This window comes from Dokdonia sp. Asnod2-E02 (assembly GCF_045063915.1).
Classification (GTDB): Bacteria; Bacteroidota; Bacteroidia; order Flavobacteriales; family Flavobacteriaceae; genus Dokdonia.
In genome coordinates, this window is record NZ_JBEFNX010000005.1 from 736,988 (window position 1) to 756,492 (window position 19,505).

Below are 19,505 nucleotides of genomic sequence, written 5' to 3' on the forward strand. Positions count from 1 at the left end.
AGGGTTGGTTAGTACGGTAAATATATCACAAAATTAGCAGAGCACTTGATGCCACTTACTTTTTACGTTTTGCCAGGCAAAAGAGTTTGCCTTCTCACGTGCATTTTTTGTGATATCTATAGAGTCTTGATTACTAGAAATCACACTAAGTACTTTTGAAACAAATAGTTGAACATCTCCAGCAGGAGTAAGACATCCATCTTCACCATCTTTTATAAGATATGGGAGACCTCCCACATTTGTAGATATTACAATTAATCCTAATGCCATTGCTTCAATTACACTTAGCGGCATATTATCAAAATTTGTGGTATTTATAAAGAAATCGTGTTTTGTGCTCTCTTTAATCCACTCCTTTTTTGATAATTTTCCAGTAAAAGTCACGGGTAAATTATTAGTTCTAGCATACTCTTTACAGCTTTGCAAACTCCCATCCTTTTCTGGCCCTACCATCGTGAGCGTAGCATCCGGATGATGAGTGAGGAGCTGTTCTAAAACTTTAATCGCCATTAAAGGATTGTATATTTTGGCAAATGATCGCACCCAGAGTAACTTGGGTTTAAAGTTCTCCCTCTCTGTAAACGGGTACTTTTCTATCTCAAGTGTATTAGGAATGTGTATAAGGTTTGAGAATCCCGCTTTCGCGAAAGCGGAATATAAATAACCACTAGGCGCAACATTACAGCTGGCATCACCAAATAACTTTTTACAGATACCCGCTTTTTTTTCTAACCGCTCTGGTAAATTACCACCGTGTAAGATGGGAATGTAAGGAAGGTTACTCTTGCTACAAAGCCTCCCTATGATCACTGCATACCAAAAGTTAAGCGTGCTGTAGGTATCAATTAGAACGACATCTACAGTGTCCCTTACCTTGTAAAAGGTAGCAATCATATCCAGCAACCTGAGAAGTTTATTAGGCTTTTGAGATGTAATTATTACGTCATAGCTCTCCTGCTCGAGCAGCGGGCTCAAGGTTTCTATAGTAGTAAGCGTTTTACCACTAGCGGAGAGCGCGCTGCCTACGTACAGGAGTTTTCTTGTTTTCATTTACAATATTTAATAGGCATAAAGCATAAATAAAACCTGGTGCCGCAATACGCATTGAAGAGTGGTTTATAGTTAAAAACCAAAACAACAGCGCAGAAAAAAACAAATAGTTACGCCTGTTTTTGGATCTATAAACTAATGGATAAATGATTAAAATGCCAAGTATTACTAAACCTAGTATACCGTGTTCTGATAATAGTCTACTTATCTCATTGTGAGAGGCAACTCCAACAATGTTTTCATTACCTCTTAACTCTTTTACCTTTCCTGCACCAACTCCTACAAGCGGATTATTATAAAATGCAGATATCTCTGTCTCTAGTAACTCTGCTCTACCTGTTGTGATATCACTCTTAAGTCTACCAGCTGCATCTCTATTTGTATATCGTTTATTTATAAGTCCATTGGTTTGAAAGGAGCTATACAATGAAGCCCCTACTACAACACCACCCAGTAAGATGAGATAGGTTATCATCTTCCTTCTAACTTTTCCTTTGGATCCAGCAAAATAGATTATTAAAAAAGCACCACTACAGACTAAACCTGTGATAACCCCACCACGCGAAAAAGTAATTATACCCTTATAAAGCAAAAAGCCTATTAAGGCCAGATGAACGAATAACAGCACTTTATTCTTACTATTAACAATTAATTGTACTAGAGCCATAAACATACCTAAACCTAGTACGGTAGATACTTGATTAGGTCCAAAACCACCGGTAGCCGCATAATTTGCTCCAGTACTGCGTAAAGTCTCCCTCAGATCTGGAGTTCCAAGAGTTATATAAATAGACATTGCGACTATGGGTAATAGAATCCATTTTGTAAGATTAGATAGCTGGCGATACGTTATTCTTCTATCTATACAATATAATGCAGATATTCCTAAACACACGGGACCGCTAAGGTTAAAGAAAACGGCTTTCTTCACATCTGTACCTAAGTCAAGTGTTATTGAAGCTACAAGCACACTAGGTAATAGTAAGAATATATATATCCAGTAAACACCAGATTTTCGGCTAGCACCGCTCAAAAAGAGCCCAATTAGCATAAATGAAATTACAGAATACTTCCCTGCTTCATAAATAGGGACGGCATTACTCATTCTAAAAAAAACCTCTGCCCCTGCTATATAAGCCGCCCCCATAAGGGCTTCATTATTTTTATTCCCAGTCCTTAAAATCTGGATTATAAAATAAGCTACAACACCAAGAAAATAAACAATTGCAAATGGCTTTACAAAGTACACCAAAACCCCAATGATAATATGAATTATCAAAAAGACTGTATATGTTTTATTTTGAGAAATACTCACCACCCTAAGATATTAAATCATTATAAATGAGCATTAACTTTTCTATAAAAGCGTCTTTGCTATAGGTTGTACTTACGCTTTCGCGAAAGCGGTCTCCCATTACCCCTCGTATATTATCTTTGTTTTTGATTAATTGAGTAAGCACATCAGGAAGCTCTTCAATAACGTTATTAATAACAAATCCATTTTGACCTACTACCTCAGCACATTGCCCAACATTTGTTACTACAACCGGCAAACCACAATTTGCATACTCAAGTAGAGATACCGGCAGCCCTTCTGATAAAGAAGTTAAGACCCCAATAGTGCTTTGGTTAAGTATGTGACTTATATCTTGACAACTTCCGTACAAAAAGACATTATTAGATAGGTTATTTGTAATAATACTATCCATCACAGATTTTGAATAATCGTCATTAAAAGACTTCCCCACAAGATGAAGCGTCCAATCTGGAAACTGCAATTGTGTTTTTGCAAAAGCATCAATAAGCGCTAAATGATTTTTTTGAGGGCGTAAATTTGCTAGACACACTATGCGCTTCCCTGCTTCTCCATTAAGCAACGTCTTTTTAGATTGATTAACCGTTACAGTGGCAAAATTTTGTAAAAAGTGTACTTTATTAATCTTAAGCATTTCCTTAGACCATATGGCAAGCTTAGGATTTACAACTATCGCTGTATTTATATAAGGTCCTAGTAGCTTGAGTAAATAGGCTTTTCTATTTTCTAAAGAGTCACTCATTCCATAATGATCGTGCCAGATAACCTTGATATTATTGTTATAAATTTTTGCAAAAATTGCAAGATGTATTGAAGTAGAATGTGCGTGAATTATATTTATTTGTTTTCTCTTTAACCATTTAAAAAATCGAAAAAAAGCAATTACGTCTAGGGTCGCTTTTTTATTTAAAATAAAAAGGCTCTCTTTTACAAACAGTTCATTTTCTAGCGATCCGCCTCGTCTTGTGGCACATATATATGATTCTACACCATTCTGAGATAAAGCATTTGCTATATTTACTGCCATACGCTCTGCCCCTCCTGCATCTAGTGAGTCTATAAGTTGTAATACTCTCATTAAAGCAATTCTTTTATCTGAGCTGTAAATGTGTCCATCGTATATTGCCTAGACCATTGTGTGGCAGCATTACTCATTTTATGTAAAGATGCACTATCTTCTAGCTGTTTGATTAGTTGAGTGGTGTTTATTTTATCTGGATCTTCAACAAGTATTCCTCTGCTGCCATTATCTAGCATCCAAGGAACACAAGAAACTTGAGTAACTATAGGAATTGCTCCCCAAAACATACCCTCTGCAATAACCTTAGGCCAGCCTTCACTTTTTGATAATAGTATGACAAGATCAGATCTTTTGTAAGCTTCTTTTACAGCGTTTGCCGGTTGGTTTCCTCTTAAAATGACGTAATCAAGGAGACCATTTTCCTTCCTATACCATTTAATATCTTCCATTTGTGGACCATCGCCAAACATCTCAAGCACTATATCAAGACCAGCTTTACGTAACTTGTTTATAAACTGTACCGTTTCAAATGGTCGTTTATTACTTCCCATTGTACCTACAAAAATTGCTCTTAAAGGTTTATCAAAATTTCTCTTTTTAAAAGAGTCTATCTCTTCTAGGTAATAACTTGCTGTAAAAAAAGGGGTGATATTACTGGTACTATTTTCCCACTCTCCATACACTAGTACTTGTATATTTTTAGTAAGTGTGGTACTCGATAAAATCTTTTTTTGAAGTCTGTAAGCGAGTGGTTGTTTTGACAAAGGGTCCCAATTTCCAGCATACTTGGCAGTTTTCTTCTTATTAGGGAACAGAACTTGTACCATACAAGCAAGTAAGCACAGGTTACCCGGAGCCCGCAAGTGTATGTGATCTGCCTTACGCATAGCACTCCATAAAACGATGGCTTGATACGGCAATGTAAGTATAGATATAAGTGCGACAAAAAAGCTGTTAAATTCTAGTCTTCGGAGACTTTTAATATTGATGTCCTGTCTATCAAATGGAGCAGTGAGTAGTGCTCTTTTATAACTAGTGGGACATACAAAGGTTACTTGATCTACAGAATCAAGCCAAATATTCATCTCTTTTATATAAGGGGCATACCCTTCATATATTCCCTTTTTATCTAAGATAGGAGCGTCAGAAATAACTAAAAAATCCATTATATGTAATCTTTAGAATCTTTAGCACTTACCATCTTTGCGGGTACTCCCAATACTGTAGTACCTTCTTTAACATCTGTAATTACTAAGGAGTTTGCTCCTATAACAGCCCCATCACCTACATTTATTCCTCCTGCGATAACAGCTCCAGCAGCCATATAAACACGATTACCTATTGTAGGAACACCGCGGTGTGCTCCTCGTCCACTCACACCTATCGTTACTCCTTGCGAGATATTACAATGCTTTCCTATTACGGTTTCTGGACTAATAATTATACCTGAGTAGTGACCTATATATAAGCCTTCACCTATTGTTGCTGCATAGGGTAATGTTATCCCTGTAATCACTTCAATCCATTTCTGAAAAAAAACACCAACAACCAGTAAGGGTGCTTTTACAATCTTGGGCATTGTAGATCTATAAATGGCATTAAAGAAACGATATACAAACAAAGCCCACAATCCTTGCTGTGTTAACACCAGTAATAATGCACTGCTCTTACTGTACTCTTTATAACGTTGTATGTCCTTTTTATAACGCATTATCTAGGTTTGCTTAAAAGTAAGCTAAAAAGACCAACAGTGCGACCCAGAGCTTCTGTTAATGCTTCTTTACGGCTAGAAGTAGTAACCACATTTACAAAACGAATAAGTGTCAAAACACTACTTATCGCATACCATTTTATAATATTAATAAATCCAGGCTTAGGGTGCATCACTCTCCACACATACCAGCCATTACGTGTTACCATTTTACCATAATGATATTGATTAGGCCTTCCAGAAGCGTCGTGATGATGCGCAAGGTTTGCGCCTGTATGTACATATAGCTGTCCTAGTTTTGAAATTCTGAATGTATAATCTGCATCCTCATAAAGACCGTAACCTTCAAAATATTCAGAGAATTTATTCTTTTTCAAAACCTCTAGAGGAAAGCTGGAGACTCCTCCCATAAGCTGTTTTACTTTATAAATTTTTCCAGTAGGAGGCAGGAAACTAACAGACCTGCCGTGACCATATTTCGGTAGGACGCCTGGTGGAGTATTTGCATCTAGACCTAACTTTCTTCTTAATTTAAAACGCGCTCCCTCTTTCCTTCTATACCCATCATAATAGAAGTGATGTATATCTCTTGGGTTTAATGTTTCTGCACGCTCCCACTGCACTTCGTTGTTAATATAACCTCCTACACCATAAGCATTAGGATATGCTTGATACACGTCAAGTATTTTCTCAAAATATGTAGGTTCAAGCACTGTATCATCATCTAGAAAGCACACCACATCCATCGTATTACTTACTCGATCTATTCCGTAATTCCGCTGTTTAGTAAGACCTCTTTGTGCGTCTGAAACTTTGTAGTAGACGAGGTTTTTTATTCCGCTTTCGCGAAAGCGGACCCCTGTCTCATCATTAACACTTCCGTCTATAATAAGGATCTCATCTGGGTAAACCGTTTGGGTTTTTACAGAGTCTAGTAGCGCGGTAAGCGCTACTGGACGCATATAGGTGCAAATTATTAGAGAGAATTTCAAATTATATAATACGTTTTAAAGAATGATATAAATTGCAAAAAAAACGATCTCTTACCAAATAATCTACATATAATTTACGATTAGACTTTTGCAAGGTTGCAAAAGAAACTTGATCATATTTTTTATGAAAAGCCAGTAGCGCTTCCTCTATATTATCTTCTACAGTTAATTTACAAATATGTTGCTCCCAATTTATTATACCTTCAAGTGGCAAGTGGCAATCTGTATCTATTAAAACTGGGATACGACCACAGGCTAGGGCTTCATAAAATCTTACAGAAAAATTACCTGCTCCTCTTAGGCAAAAGGTATACGGAGCGCCGTTTAAATTTTCAAAAAATTCTTTTGAAGTTTTCTGTCTTTCGGCTTTAGATCTGGCACCTGCTCTGTATTTTGATCGATAAATAAAACTGGTCTCTACACGATCAGATTTTTCTAATTTCTTCAGATATTTATAACGTTGCAAAGCAGCATAAAAGACATTTTGGAAATCTGTTTCATCTTTAAAAAAAGCTCTTAGCAAGTTTCTTTTTATAACAGAGATTATAACACGAGATCGCTCTAGATAATTTTTTGAAGCAAATCCAGTAAAAGAAATTTGAGGTGAACTTGTATAATTTATTACTTCTCCAGAGACCTCGTCTCGACCTATAGGATCATCTATAAATGCTGGTATAATTACAGTCTGCTTGTCGTTATGACTTTTAAATCCTGCATTACGCCATACAATTACATTATCATCATTAAAGGTTTTACCATAGTCTCCACCAGAGTAGACCATTATTTTTTTTTCAAATTTTAAGGCGGTATTGTATAAATCTCTGTAATGCTTTTTATAACCTCTTTTATTTATGAAATGATAGTTTATAGGAAATAGAAAAACATCAGCGCTTTCAGGGGTATCTACTAGACTGTAAAGCGCTAAGACATCTTTATGAGTTTTCTCAAAATAGTACAAATCAAATATTAAGGGATGCGCTATCCCTCTATTTTCTGGATTGAGAAGTGAGTTATCTGTATATATTTTAATCATAACCTAGATGCCCATTTTTCACTTTGTACCCAGGCTTTTTTAAATCTCGCTAAGTGAGACAGAGGGTTCTTAGTTTTAAAAAATCCAAATGTTTTAAATAATTGAACAACCTTATACCCCCTTACTTGCTCTAAGGTGTAATTTTTCTTCCTGAGATACATTATTTGAGGAGATGGCTTTGGGGTTAAGGCTTCTGTGCTCCAAGGAAACTTGTGCGGACTTCTAAAACCACCTGTAGGAGCCTTGAGGTGTAGTATCTGTATGCAAGGTGCATATATTACATCCTTACCCATATTACGTACCTGCATTCCATAATCCACATCTTCGCCATATCCATTTTCAAAAGCCATATCAAAGGAACATTTACTGTATATGTCTCTATGTACAATAGAGCAGCCCGAGCCAAAAGATTCCCATTGTTTATAAGCTTTCATTGTCTCCTTTTCACCCTTTTGTAAACAAGCAAACGTAATACAAGTTGCTTTGGTTCTATTTATAAATGAAGTTACCTCATCAATAAACGTTGACTCAACACGTACATCATCATCAAAAAATAATAACCAAGGAGCAGTAGCAAGTGACACTGCTATATTTCTTGCTCTACAAGCTCCCGCAGTGTCTAGTAATTTATGAACTATAGTAAAATTCCATTTTTCATCATTTATGTAATAAAGTTTTGATTCTTTATCCTCACTAGGGTTTTGCTCTATTATAATGACCTGAGATGGAGGATTTGGTTGTTTATTTAAATCTTCTAAAACGTCCTTAAGGTATTCCTCCCTCCCTATCGTAGGTATAATGACATCGTATTTAAGAGGTGCATAATCTTTACAAGAATCTACCTCTTGCAAAGACTCCATATCTAAGGATAATGAACGGGTTTTATAAAATTGCGCTTTCGCGAAAGCGTACAAAGGCATTTTTTTATCATAATACAAATGGCACAACAGCAAGTGTAGCGTCCATCTTCTTTTATAATGCTGTTTTACAAAACGATACAAAAGTTCATTGCTAAAAGAGGCTACATCATTAAAAATGGGAATTTGATAATTGAGTACTCCAAGTGGAATTGTAAGCTTTCCTAGAGAATTTATCCAGTACAAATAATTGTCACTTGGCTTAATCTGATTTGCGACCTGATTAATTAATGATGCGTGAATAAGCAAAGCGGTGGTTCCCTTTTTCCAGGTTGGGTACACCACCCTATTATTTGTAGGTATAAACGGTTTATCCTCTACATAGCCAAAATCTGAATTAAGTGCATTATATGATGAGACGTAATGATTTTTGGACTTAAAAGATATTGCTTGCTCTAAAAAGCGTTCTATATCGCAACCAGTCTTATATATTACAAGAAACTTATCAGGATTATTTTTGGCAATTGTGTAGATACAAGCGACAATAGCATCGCCCTTTCCTTCAGCACTCTTAACCTTACTACCATCGTGTTTTATAAAAATCATAGGCTTATGACTTTATTATAAAATGAAACATTAGTCTGAGCAATGTGATTTATATCAAATCGTTCTTCTATAGTTTCTCTTGCCGCTTCTGTAATTTTAATTCTAAGAGCATCATTTTTAAACACTGTACTTATAGTGTCCACGTAAGCATCAATATCATCTGGATGATGCATAAAACCATCCTTACCGTGTTCTATAAGGTCTTGTGCCCACCCTATACTAGTATTAACTACCACCTTTTGCAAAGCCATAGATTCAATAGTAACCATACCAAGTGTTTCTGCAAGAGAAGGAAAAATGCATATATGTGCTTTTTGTATCTCTTCTTTAACTTGGTCATAAGGTACTTTACCTAAATATGTAATCGCCTCTCTAGCTGCAGGGCTCATACGTTCTTGCATAAGCTCCCAAGTAGAAGCACTACCGGTTTGTACATCATAACTATCTGCTCCTATAAAAAAAAGCTTTGCTTTGGGATGCGCAACTATAATTTTATTAAACATCTCTATCAATTGGAACACCCCTTTCTTTCTAATAAGTGTCCCTATATTAAGTAAACGTTTCGATGTAAATACCTCTGGAGAACTGTTATTAAAATTTTCAAGATTAAGACCGTGACATATAACTTTCACATTAGAATACTGTAGTTTAAAAAGCTCAATACTTTTTTTTCCTGCAAAATGCGTAGGTGCTATAAATGCCTTTGCTTTTCTTACCGCTTGCTTTTCAAAAAAAGCATTTTTCCATTTTTGTGGTCTTCCCTCAATATGACAGAAATACGTATCACTTCCGTGAAAACGTATTACAAGTGGTTTTCTTAAGCTCATAAAGGCAGTGATGCCTGTCCAATCTGGAGCCTCGATAATATCGACATCACTACTATGCTTATTTATATACTGCTCTATATGCTTTCTATAAAAGTAGAAGCCTCCTATCTTATAATGCTTTTTGGCAATCAAATGGAAGGTTATCCCATCTTCGATAAAAGTGTCCGTTTTATGTTGATTATAAACAAATAAGCTGACTTTATGACCCATTTTACAAAAAGCCATAACGAGGTTTTTGATACTCGTACCCATCCCTCCAGAATTACCTAATTCTGGATGTGGATATTCTGGAGTTATAAAGGCTATATGCATTAATCAAGAATTTGATTTACACCCTCCCAAATACGCTCACTTGCCTTCTCAGGCTGTTCTGGGTTGTTTACAATCCCAAACCACTTCTTAGTAACGGGCACAGGATTAAGACTACCATTAAGTAATCCTTTAATTCCATCATAAATCTCCTCTTTATTCATTGCCCAAGTGACACTTGTATCATAATCTGGCATTGATCGGAAGTGAACGTATTTATAGTTCTGCCCTATGTCACGTATTCCTTTCTTAAGTTGTGGCTGCTCATAATTGGGGTAAATAGTAGGCTTATCGTGCGCCACAAAGTCAAACACCATACTCGAGCATATGTTTACCACAAGTTCGCAGTGATGACAAGTATTTACTAATAAAGCAAAATCTTCTTTGGTAGGCATTACCTGATTCCATTGACTCCCCATAGGTTTCCATAAAGGATCTATAGGTGTTATGACATCACTATATTTAGCTAAAACCTCATCATATCTACCCGAAAAGTCAATAGGAACTTTTCTATATACAATTGCTACATCTTCACCTTCTTGTCTCAATTTGCGTACAGCAATTGCCGTATCTTCTAGATAATATTGATCCAATGGTGATGTGGTTTGATCATCCCCAGAGAAGCAAATATATCGTGTCTCTTCACTAAGGTTATGCTCTAGACAAAATTGCTTTCGCGAAAGCAATAAATCCTTATCATAATGAGGCTCAAATTGCGGAGTCCCTGTTACAAATATCTGTTCTTCTCTCGTTTTTGGGTAATACTGTAAGAGCTGCTCCTTCATCAACTCAGACCATACAAAATAGTAATCTGTTTCTACCGTAGTCATTCCCTTAGGTAGGTTGTCCCAACTGTATATCCAGCACGCCGTTTTTATCCCAAGATCCTGCGCTGCTAGTATAGGTGCAATGGCCTGTGTAGCCCGCTGTGTGGTACAAAAAACAATATCTGGACGGTGTTCTTCTAGTTGTGCTTTAAGATCCTGGTAGCGAACAGTAGATCGTTCGGCAGCTTGCATTTGGTTCATTATGCGTTGCCATCCCTTTGGTGTGGCACTAAATGTTTCGTGATACTTTACAAAAGCACTTTTTAAGGCTTTCTTTATACTATTCCACTGCAATGGAAAACGATAAGTAGGATAGACATTATCCTTTTCACGCTTTCGCGAAAGCGCTAGTTCTACCCTTTTTCTTGCGTGACTAAGTGCAGGCGTTTTAGGGTGAATCCTTGTGTTTTCAATCACCACTTCTTTATAACCCAGTTCCTTTTCTAACGAAAATATGGTGTTATTCCAGTATGTGATGTCAAACCCTTGCGCCTCTCCTACTTCTTTGAACTTAGTAAAAGCAAAGTTGCGCAAGCCTACACCATCTGGAAAAAGAATGAAAACTTTTTTACCCATTATTATGCTTTACGATACTTAAGCTTATCGCGTTGTACTTGCTCAATAGGCAAGATATCTGTCGCTTTATAGTCTAATGCTTGATATACTGCTCTCAAGTCTCTCGCAAGCTTACGCATACCTGCTGGCTCTAGTGAGGCACTGTGGTCTGTACCCTTCCAAGTACGGTCTAGTGTATAATGGCGTTCTACTATATTTGCTCCTAGGGTATAAGCAGCAACATCTACAGCAATACCTAGATGGTGACCAGAAAACCCAATGTGTTTTACACGATCGCCATACTTCTCTATGAGTGTTTTAATATCAAGTAAACACACATCTGGAAAGGGTACTGGATATCCAGACGTACAGTTATAAAGCACTAGGTCTTTACCTCTGTTATGCTTTTCAAAAAACTGTACTAGTTCCTCTATCTCATCTCTAGTAGTCATCCCAGTAGAGCAGTGAATTTCCCCTTTATAATTCTCACATAACCACCCTAGCATTTCGTAATGATTATTACAAGCACTTGGTATTTTTATAAACTCAGGATGAAGCCCTGCTATTTCCTTTGCACTCGTAGTATCCCAAACCGAAGTTGCATAGGTAATGCCTAGCTCTTCGCAAAAAGTCTTAAGCTCTGCGTGCTGGTTTACATCAAATTCTAAAAACTCCCTGTGTGCCCCATACGTATCTCCATATGAATTTATAGGGTTAGGGTGTGGAGCTTCATATTGCTCCTTAGTGAGCAGTTCTATATTGTGTCGCTTCTGAAATTTTACGGCATCTACCTTAGAAAAGATAGCGGCTACTTTTATCATTTCTTTTGCTATCTCCATATCACCTTTATGGTTACCACCTATCTCTGCAATGGTGTATGGAGCTTTATAATTACTCATATCTATTGTTATATTTTATAATAAAGTCACAGGCCTCGCGTATCGCTCCCTCTGCGCTATTATTTTGTAGTATTACGTCTGCGTGATTTTTGATAGGCATTGTTGCATTAGCCGGAGTAAATGACCATCCTGCCGCACAAATATTTGCCATATCATTTACGTCATCACCTATGTAAGCAATGTTTGAAAAGGAGAGGTCTCTATCAGTTATGATTCTAGAAAGCAGACTATATTTATCTTTTACGCCCATAAAGACGTCTTTAATTTTGAGCTTCTTCATTCTAGAAGCCACAATCTGCGAGTCTTCAGAGGTCATTACCATTACCTCTACATTGTACTGTCTCAATATCTCTAGCCCCATACCATCGCGCATATCAAACTTTTTCATAAGCTCGCCCTCTGCACCATAATAAATACAACCATCTGTAAAAACGCCGTCTACATCGAGTATAAGATGCGTGATACGATTACTTTGTTTCTTAGTTTTTAAACGAGCAGCTAGTAACTCTTCTGCTATTTTCCAGTCTGTGAGGGTATCTATCTCTGTGAGGCTATCTTCAGGCATTTGCACTGTTGCAATGTTACCGCTTATTCTGTTTTTGCTTTCGCGAAAAGCGCTACTTGTCGTCACATAACACGCTCCATTTTCTATAAGTAAACCTTCAAAATCTTGTCTACGTGGGCGGTTAAAAACGTCATAATTTTTTGGTGTACCGTCTTCATACCAAGTAAAACGATGCGTATTTACAACCGTAAGTGCCGAATCATAATTTGCTCCCGATTGCACTTTATCTAAGCAAGCATTTATATCAAATGAAGTAGTAAAAGGAGAGGTTGCTTGCAGTAAGCATAACATATCAAAAGGCTCTTCTAAACGATTTACAAACTCTAGCATTCCCATCTCTGTAGAGGCTGTATCTGTAGCGCTTTCTTCACTACGTTTTACGGTCTTTACCTTGTCTGTCCAATGGTATTCCTTATGAACAAAAGTGATGATATCTTCATCATCTGTAAAAATATAAATTGTGTCTAATTGAGATGCAATTGCCTCACCAAGCGCCCAGCAAAATAAAGGACGGCCTAGCAGCTTCTTTTTATTTTTACCTGGTATGCCCTTTGAGCCTTTGCGCAAGGGGATAAATCCAATGGATTTCATTTGTTTAAATTTTGGTGAATTTATAAAAATATTAAATACCAGTGCGCCCTTCAGTGTATTTTATCGGTAAAAAAAGTCAGATAATCGATTTAAGAGCCTATTCTCGATATAACTCTTTTTGCTATTAATTTAAAGGCTTTCCAGTATTGTAAGGTAGTTATTTTGTTCTCTTTTAACCAACTATCTAAAAACTCTCGCTCGTGGATGGATACTTTCTTTGATATGAGTTTGGCTATATAATTGTCAATTTTACTATGATAAATATTTAAATCGAAAACTTTATCAAATGTAGGTAAAGAATCATACAGCTCTAATGTTGCTGCCGTACGAAGACATTTATCACAAGATGTGCAGTTCTGCACGTTCATTTTCTTAGCAAGTATGGAATTTGTACAAATATCTAGGTAAGCATTAGCAACATCATAATGTTGAATATAAGAAATGCGCTCTAAGCGAGTTTTTGTTTGCAGTGTAGAATGTGTATTAAAATAAGAGGTAAATAATAGTGGCAATAAAAAATTATCAAAATTACTTGTATCACCAGGTTTGAAATTACTTTGAGATACAGCATATGCAGATGCATAATGATAGTTATTTATCAGGCCTAGTGTTGCTAGACTACAAGAAATATTTAAAAAACTGTGAGCAGATTCAAATGAGCCACGTATGAAACTATGCGCATTAGTCTTGACTTTTACCAAAGGTAAACCAATTGTAGTGGCAGCTCTTTCGCTGTTTTTCAACCTATACTCATAATTTTCCTTAGCATAATTACCATTATAAATACCGTGTGAACCAGCATCAAAAAAAGTTAGATAATCTAAGCCTATATCATTGTCAAAAAAATATTTTACAGTTGCCAAACTGTCTACCCCACAAGACAGTCCCGTTGCATTGACTTGTTTATTAAGAGTAATGGCATTTTCTGTAACATCTGGTATAACTTTGAGAGTTATAGCTATCTTATTGACTTGACAAAGTCTCGGTATTAAGACATCATTTAACTGCTTACAGAGTACGTCATCCATAGTACCTTGAACCACTATGTCTTCTTGTTTTTCTAATAAAAGTGGTAGAAGCGCTACGACAAATGCATCGTACACTAATGAAATATTAGAATTAATATGCGATAATGTAAAATAAATAGAATTGCCGTCTAGTAGGCATTCTAATTTAGAATAATCTTTTTCCTGTTGTAAAGAAATGTCAGATAAAATCATACAGCTAAAGAATTATAAATAGCTAACACCTTTGCCTGGATTTCATTTCTTTCATAGGCTTTTTTAATCTCTTTATTTTCCATTAATATAGATGATGGGTTTGATAACAGCGCCATTTCTATACTATTGGCAATTGCATTTACATCTTCTGGATTACTTATAATAAATCCATTTATTGTATCCTTAATAATTTCTTCGGTTGCACCTCCGGGATTAGACTGGATAGGTATACAGTCACAAAAAATAGATTCTAACAGTGTATTAGGAAGACCATCACTTATACTATTACCTATATAAAACTTAGATTGAAGCATTAAATCTATGACCTCTGAGTTACTTACTTTCCCAAACACTTTAACCTCATAATCTCTCCCAGTATTCCTATTAAGATATTCAGTAACCTTCTTAGAAGCTCCAAATATTATGATAGATATGTCAGTATGTTTTCTGGCAATGACATCTATTGCTTTTAATACATTAATACATCTTCCCAGTGCATCCTCATAACCTTTTACTACAAAAGAAGAATTTTTTACATAATATTTATCTGTATGAGATTCAAAACCTCCACCTCCAGGCACAACGCCTAAAAATCTTCCAGAAAAGCCACCATTTTTTGCTATATGGTAGTCTCTTAAACAATCTGTAAAAAGGTAATCAACTCTTGCGAGCACAGCAGGAACCTCCTTGTGATAATTGGGTTTATTTTCCTTGTAAAATAAGTCACTTCCCCAGCTAGAATATATCCATTTTATGTTTACTTCCTTATTCATAATATGTAATATGGGTAAACAAGAAGTATATAATGCAAAGCTGTGTACAACATCTGGCTTTATGTCTTGTAACGCTTTCGCGAAAGCGGTCTCAACTTTAGTGTCAAGTTTATCGCTCAGGTAGTTATAAATTTTTGGGAAATATTTTTTTATTGTTGTCCTTCCTCTTTTTATCAAAAAACCCTTTTTCCAACCTGTTATTTGGGTCATCCAAGACATTGATGGTGCATACCCTTGATCTAAAATATCAAACCAATACACCTCGTGACCACTATCCCGGAGTTGGTCAGACCAACGACGAAAATGTATAGAATTCATTGATACTAGTAAGATCTTCATTGTTATACTATAGACTTTTTTAAGGAGTAAATGTATCGCTTAAATAATGTCAAGGATAGATTTGACTTAAGTATTTGTAACATTAAAAAAGCTCCTTTTAAAAACTTTTTATCTCTATTGTAAGATGTTACTAGTGCCAATTGATGGTGCTCTAAACTATGTTTAAATAATGCTTCATTAGGTTTTAGAACTTCCAAATGCATTAAGCTTTTAATAATTTCTAAATTTTGAAGAGCCACATTAGTATTATCCTCTCTCATACGTGCAGACACACCTATAGTACTTCTATAAACAGCCGTAACCTCTGCTAGTTTAAATGCTGCAGTATTTGTTAAAGACATAACTAGTAAATACGATGGCCAGTCGCCATAAGGAAATTTATGAAAAAACTGTGGTAATTCTAGAACACGATACACATTGAGAAACACTGCAGTAGGTGCTATAATTTTATTTTCTAGAGAAAGCTCACTTAACGCAATAGGCCCAGTATATTTATCTATATCTATTTTATTTATTTTATCATCTATAGATTTAAAACAATTTGTACCTACTACACTATACTCTTTATTCTTTTCTAAAAAGTCAACTTGAAGTTGAAGTTTATTATTATTAATCCAGTAGTCATCACCATCACAAATTGCAACGTATTTGCCTCTGAGCCGCTTTGAAGTATTTACAAAGTTACCCATCAAGCCTAGATTCTTTTCCTGCTTAATAAAAGTGATATTACTATTTATAGCAGCTAAACTTTCACAAATTTGTGGCGTTTTATCGCTACTTGAATCATCACTTATAATGATGTCAAATGGAAAATTAGTTTTCTGAGAAAGAATACTCTCTATGGTTTGAAGGATATAAGGTTCTTGATTATAACAAAGTACAAAAACACTTACGGTAGGTTCTTGGTCTCTAAGTAAATTTAGCTTTTCAAAATACATAGGCATTTTCATCTATAATGTACTTCAAGTGTGATGACATTACTTTCAGACATTTTATATTGATAAAAAGAATCTCTAGCTTTAGAAACAACCCATTCTAAGATAATGTTATTTGCTTCTTTAATCGTTATAAAATTCAAGGCTTTACCTCTCGCTTTTCTCTTTATTTTCTTAATAAAGTCGTGCCTTTCTGGATGCTCTCTTACTGTTAATAAAACTCTCTTCCCTACACAGTTTTCTATATAATACAAGGCAGATTTTACTTGATCACGAGTTGTAAGAACATTGATTTTGACCTCGTCTACATTAAGGTCATATGAATCAGGAATTATGCCTGTGCCAGATGAATTATTTGCCTTTACAACACTTCCTTTTTGTACCCTGTTTAGGTATTGACCATTTATTAATTCTAAAGTTTCAGCAAAAGGATAGTTACTCTTGAAACTTCGATACATTTTAGGGTGCCATTGATGCTTGAAGTAAAGAGTGTTTTCTACGAACTCTACTGTAACACCTGCTCTTTGCAGTCTTATATGTACATCTGTATCCTCCCCTCCCCATCCGTGATAAAATTCATCAAAACCACCTATAGACTTGAGTTTTACCGTTGGAAAAATCGAAATTCCGGTTGCTTCGTGAGTTGAGATACCCTTAACGATATATTTATGAAATGAAACTTCTCTTTTACTTTCGCTCTCCGTTAGGAAACCCACGGGAAAATAAAGGACTTTTGAACTGTGTAAATATGAGTGTACTTCTTCCAAAAAATCAGGATGCCACAGCATATCTATATCACTTACCATAAAGTATTGAGAAGAACAGTCTTTTAGTACTGAATTTATAATTCTAGACTTGTTCCAAAGCTGCCCTTGTGTTTGATATAAGATAATTTGGAGTTTAGAAAATTTCGCACAGACATTTTTCAGTTCCTTTTGATAACCTACTGGGCTTCCATAATCTACCAGAATTAGCTTAACATTTTCTTCGATCTGACTGTAAACAGAGCTTATAGACTTTACAACAAGTTGTAAATCTCTATTCCTGTTGGGTAAGACTACGGTTAAAAGATCTTGCATTCTATTTTAAATATTTATGGCTTTATTGTAGGTAAATTAGATTATTTCAGTGCTTTATATGTCTCTTCTAGATACTGTTTACCCCACTTTTGACAAGGCTCTAAGTGATTTCCTTCAGCCCACTCATTCCAAGCATTTATAAATAGATAATTTTCTGGCATTTTTTGCCAAGGATAATTTAAAATGATATGCTTTAACCATTTTGCATATTTCTGCGGAGTTGAATTATGTAAAGCAAAATAATTCTTTTTTCGTCTAGCGGTATTATCCCACATAGGAGTTATTCCAGGATAGACCTTCGATTTAAACTCAGTATTTATCTGCAAATCAACAAACTGTTCATAATCATAAAATAACTCATAACGATTATCTATAGTCCATTTAAATTTACGTAGTAATGCGGTAGTATACCTCTTAAACAGATTATTTTTAATACTGGAAGGTCTACTACTAAAATTAGGTTGAAAGTCATAAGAGAAATCAAATCCTCCTTCTCCAAGAAGCGACTGGTTTTTTTCTCCTAGCGCGTACCCCAAATAGATATCAGAAAAACCTGCTACCTTAACCTCCTCTCGCCATATCGCTATTGTTTTTTTAATATCAGGAAACAAGTTAGGTCGGTATATAACAAATACGGGTTTTCCATTAGATTTTATGTAGCGCTCATCTTTAAAGTATCTTATCAATTCCCTAATATGTAGTAAATCATCTTCGTGCGAATACTTTTGCTCTAAAAGAATATTCTTTTCCCCACCGTCCCAAACTCTTGTCCAGTTCTCATTTGCCCAACATAACATAAAAGGAAAATCTTCCTTAATATTTTTAAGTTTACGCTCTAATGGTGTTTCTAGTATACGTTTTCCATTAAACCAATAGTGATAATAACAAAATCCGAATATTCCATTAGCACGAGCTAGATCCTCCTGTGCAATCCTTGCCTCCTCAAGTCTTAAGTCATAAAAACCAAGATCTGCTGGTAAATGAGGTTGATAATGTCCATCAAAAAAAGGCTTTGCTTTAGAAACATTAGTCCATTCGGTAAAACCATTACCCCACCATTCATTATTTTCTTTAATGGGGTGAAATTGCGGTAAATGAATAGCGATTGCTTTAATTTCCTTTGACATTCTTGTACTTACTTATAATTTTACGGTATAACCGCTTAGGGTATTTAATCAAAAGCGGCTCTCTACCTCTTCTTAAAATTTCTCGCCTTTTTTTTAATAAAACTCTTGCGTATTCAGGCTGTTTGTTATTCTTAAAAAACTCTTCTAAAAGTCGTATGGCTTGCAAAAAGCCATTCTTCATTTTAAAATAGTCTTGTGTCATTGAGTAAGGATGGATTCTATACTCTGCTAGCATCTCCCTGTTAAAACTAACCTTTTGAGAATAATAAAAATACTTCACCCAAAACACCCAGTCTTCGTGATTATCAAGAGACTCATCAAAATTTAATGCATTATCTAATAGAATATCATTTCTAAATAACGCAGTATGGCAAGGTATTGACAGCTTAGACTCCCAGTTGAGTATAACACTATTAACCAAATTATTAGGGGATACAAAAGGAGTTAAATATCTATGGACTACATCTTGATTTGTCTCATTATCAAATGGCCTGTAATCACAAATACAGATATCTGTATTATTTAAATTTACAAGTTGCTTCTCAAACTTAGTAGGCATAAGCAAGTCATCAGAATCTAACAATTGAATGTAAGTGCCCTGAGCAAGTTTAAGTCCGTAGTTGCGTGCACTGCTTAACCCGCCGTTATCTTTTTTAAAATATTTAAATCTATCATCTTTAATCACCCATTTATGGGCTACAGCGGCAGTCTCATCTGTACTACCATCATCAATGATTAAGCACTCCCAACTTTTCTCTGTTTGAAGAAAAACAGAATCAAGTGTTTCATCAAGAAACATTGCTTGATTGTAAGAAGGTATTATGATTGATATTTTAATAATTTGTATTTAAAAATTATACTATTTTCTATTGAA

18 protein-coding genes are annotated in these 19,505 nt (G+C 35.5%); all 18 read right to left on the reverse strand.

Features of this window, described 5'->3' with window-relative positions; translation table 11 throughout:
• Positions 1–33 precede the first annotated feature (33 nt).
• Positions 34–1,050 (reverse strand): glycosyltransferase family 4 protein, encoded by a 1,017-nt coding sequence (locus tag ACJJVM_RS03250; protein WP_405210786.1) that lies wholly within the window; start codon positions 1,048–1,050, stop codon positions 34–36.
• Positions 1,004–2,329 (reverse strand): O-antigen ligase family protein, encoded by a 1,326-nt coding sequence (locus tag ACJJVM_RS03255; protein ID WP_405210787.1) that lies wholly within the window; start codon positions 2,327–2,329, stop codon positions 1,004–1,006. Before ACJJVM_RS03255 ends, ACJJVM_RS03250 begins: the two co-directional genes overlap by 47 nt.
• 40 nt (positions 2,330–2,369) lie before the next feature.
• Positions 2,370–3,443 (reverse strand): glycosyltransferase, encoded by a 1,074-nt coding sequence (locus tag ACJJVM_RS03260; RefSeq protein ID WP_405210788.1) that lies wholly within the window; start codon positions 3,441–3,443, stop codon positions 2,370–2,372.
• Complete coding sequence (locus tag ACJJVM_RS03265; RefSeq protein WP_405210789.1) at positions 3,443–4,552, reverse strand: glycosyltransferase family 4 protein; 1,110 nt, start codon at positions 4,550–4,552, stop codon at positions 3,443–3,445. Before ACJJVM_RS03265 ends, ACJJVM_RS03260 begins: the two co-directional genes overlap by 1 nt.
• On the reverse strand, positions 4,552–5,097 hold the full coding sequence (locus ACJJVM_RS03270; RefSeq protein ID WP_035328067.1) for a serine O-acetyltransferase: 546 nt from the start codon (positions 5,095–5,097) through the stop codon (positions 4,552–4,554). The genes ACJJVM_RS03265 and ACJJVM_RS03270 overlap by 1 nt, the downstream gene beginning before the upstream one ends.
• Positions 5,097–6,089 carry a glycosyltransferase family 2 protein gene (locus ACJJVM_RS03275; protein ID WP_405210790.1) on the reverse strand — a complete coding sequence of 331 codons (993 nt, stop codon included), beginning with the start codon at positions 6,087–6,089 and terminating at the stop codon, positions 5,097–5,099. The genes ACJJVM_RS03270 and ACJJVM_RS03275 overlap by 1 nt, the downstream gene beginning before the upstream one ends.
• Before the next feature lies 1 nt (position 6,090).
• Positions 6,091–7,122 carry an exostosin family protein gene (locus ACJJVM_RS03280; protein WP_405210791.1) on the reverse strand — a complete coding sequence of 344 codons (1,032 nt, stop codon included), beginning with the start codon at positions 7,120–7,122 and terminating at the stop codon, positions 6,091–6,093.
• Entirely contained in the window at positions 7,119–8,585 is a 1,467-nt protein-coding gene (locus ACJJVM_RS03285; RefSeq protein WP_405210792.1) for a glycosyltransferase family 2 protein, read from the reverse strand. The genes ACJJVM_RS03280 and ACJJVM_RS03285 overlap by 4 nt, the downstream gene beginning before the upstream one ends.
• A complete protein-coding gene (locus ACJJVM_RS03290) occupies positions 8,582–9,724 on the reverse strand; it encodes a glycosyltransferase family 4 protein (protein WP_405210793.1) in 1,143 nt (380 codons plus the stop codon). The genes ACJJVM_RS03285 and ACJJVM_RS03290 overlap by 4 nt, the downstream gene beginning before the upstream one ends.
• On the reverse strand, positions 9,724–11,124 hold the full coding sequence (locus ACJJVM_RS03295; protein ID WP_405210794.1) for a UDP-glycosyltransferase: 1,401 nt from the start codon (positions 11,122–11,124) through the stop codon (positions 9,724–9,726). Before ACJJVM_RS03295 ends, ACJJVM_RS03290 begins: the two co-directional genes overlap by 1 nt.
• Before the next feature lie 2 nt (positions 11,125–11,126).
• Positions 11,127–12,002 (reverse strand): N-acetylneuraminate synthase family protein, encoded by an 876-nt coding sequence (locus ACJJVM_RS03300; RefSeq protein WP_405210795.1) that lies wholly within the window; start codon positions 12,000–12,002, stop codon positions 11,127–11,129.
• Positions 11,995–13,158, reverse strand: coding sequence for a cytidylyltransferase domain-containing protein (locus ACJJVM_RS03305; RefSeq protein ID WP_405210796.1), 1,164 nt, complete (start codon positions 13,156–13,158; stop codon positions 11,995–11,997). The genes ACJJVM_RS03300 and ACJJVM_RS03305 overlap by 8 nt, the downstream gene beginning before the upstream one ends.
• 89 nt (positions 13,159–13,247) lie before the next feature.
• Entirely contained in the window at positions 13,248–14,378 is a 1,131-nt protein-coding gene (locus tag ACJJVM_RS03310) for a hypothetical protein (protein WP_405210797.1), read from the reverse strand.
• On the reverse strand, positions 14,375–15,490 hold the full coding sequence (locus tag ACJJVM_RS03315) for a glycosyltransferase family 4 protein (protein WP_405210798.1): 1,116 nt from the start codon (positions 15,488–15,490) through the stop codon (positions 14,375–14,377). Before ACJJVM_RS03315 ends, ACJJVM_RS03310 begins: the two co-directional genes overlap by 4 nt.
• 2 nt (positions 15,491–15,492) lie before the next feature.
• On the reverse strand, positions 15,493–16,440 hold the full coding sequence (locus ACJJVM_RS03320; RefSeq protein ID WP_405210799.1) for a glycosyltransferase family 2 protein: 948 nt from the start codon (positions 16,438–16,440) through the stop codon (positions 15,493–15,495).
• A complete protein-coding gene (locus tag ACJJVM_RS03325; RefSeq protein ID WP_405210800.1) occupies positions 16,437–17,504 on the reverse strand; it encodes a glycosyltransferase family 2 protein in 1,068 nt (355 codons plus the stop codon). Before ACJJVM_RS03325 ends, ACJJVM_RS03320 begins: the two co-directional genes overlap by 4 nt.
• Before the next feature lie 41 nt (positions 17,505–17,545).
• Positions 17,546–18,631 carry a glycoside hydrolase family 99-like domain-containing protein gene (locus ACJJVM_RS03330; protein WP_405210801.1) on the reverse strand — a complete coding sequence of 362 codons (1,086 nt, stop codon included), beginning with the start codon at positions 18,629–18,631 and terminating at the stop codon, positions 17,546–17,548.
• Positions 18,615–19,478, reverse strand: coding sequence for a glycosyltransferase family 2 protein (locus ACJJVM_RS03335; RefSeq protein WP_405212166.1), 864 nt, complete (start codon positions 19,476–19,478; stop codon positions 18,615–18,617). Before ACJJVM_RS03335 ends, ACJJVM_RS03330 begins: the two co-directional genes overlap by 17 nt.
• Positions 19,479–19,505: the final 27 nt, after the last annotated feature.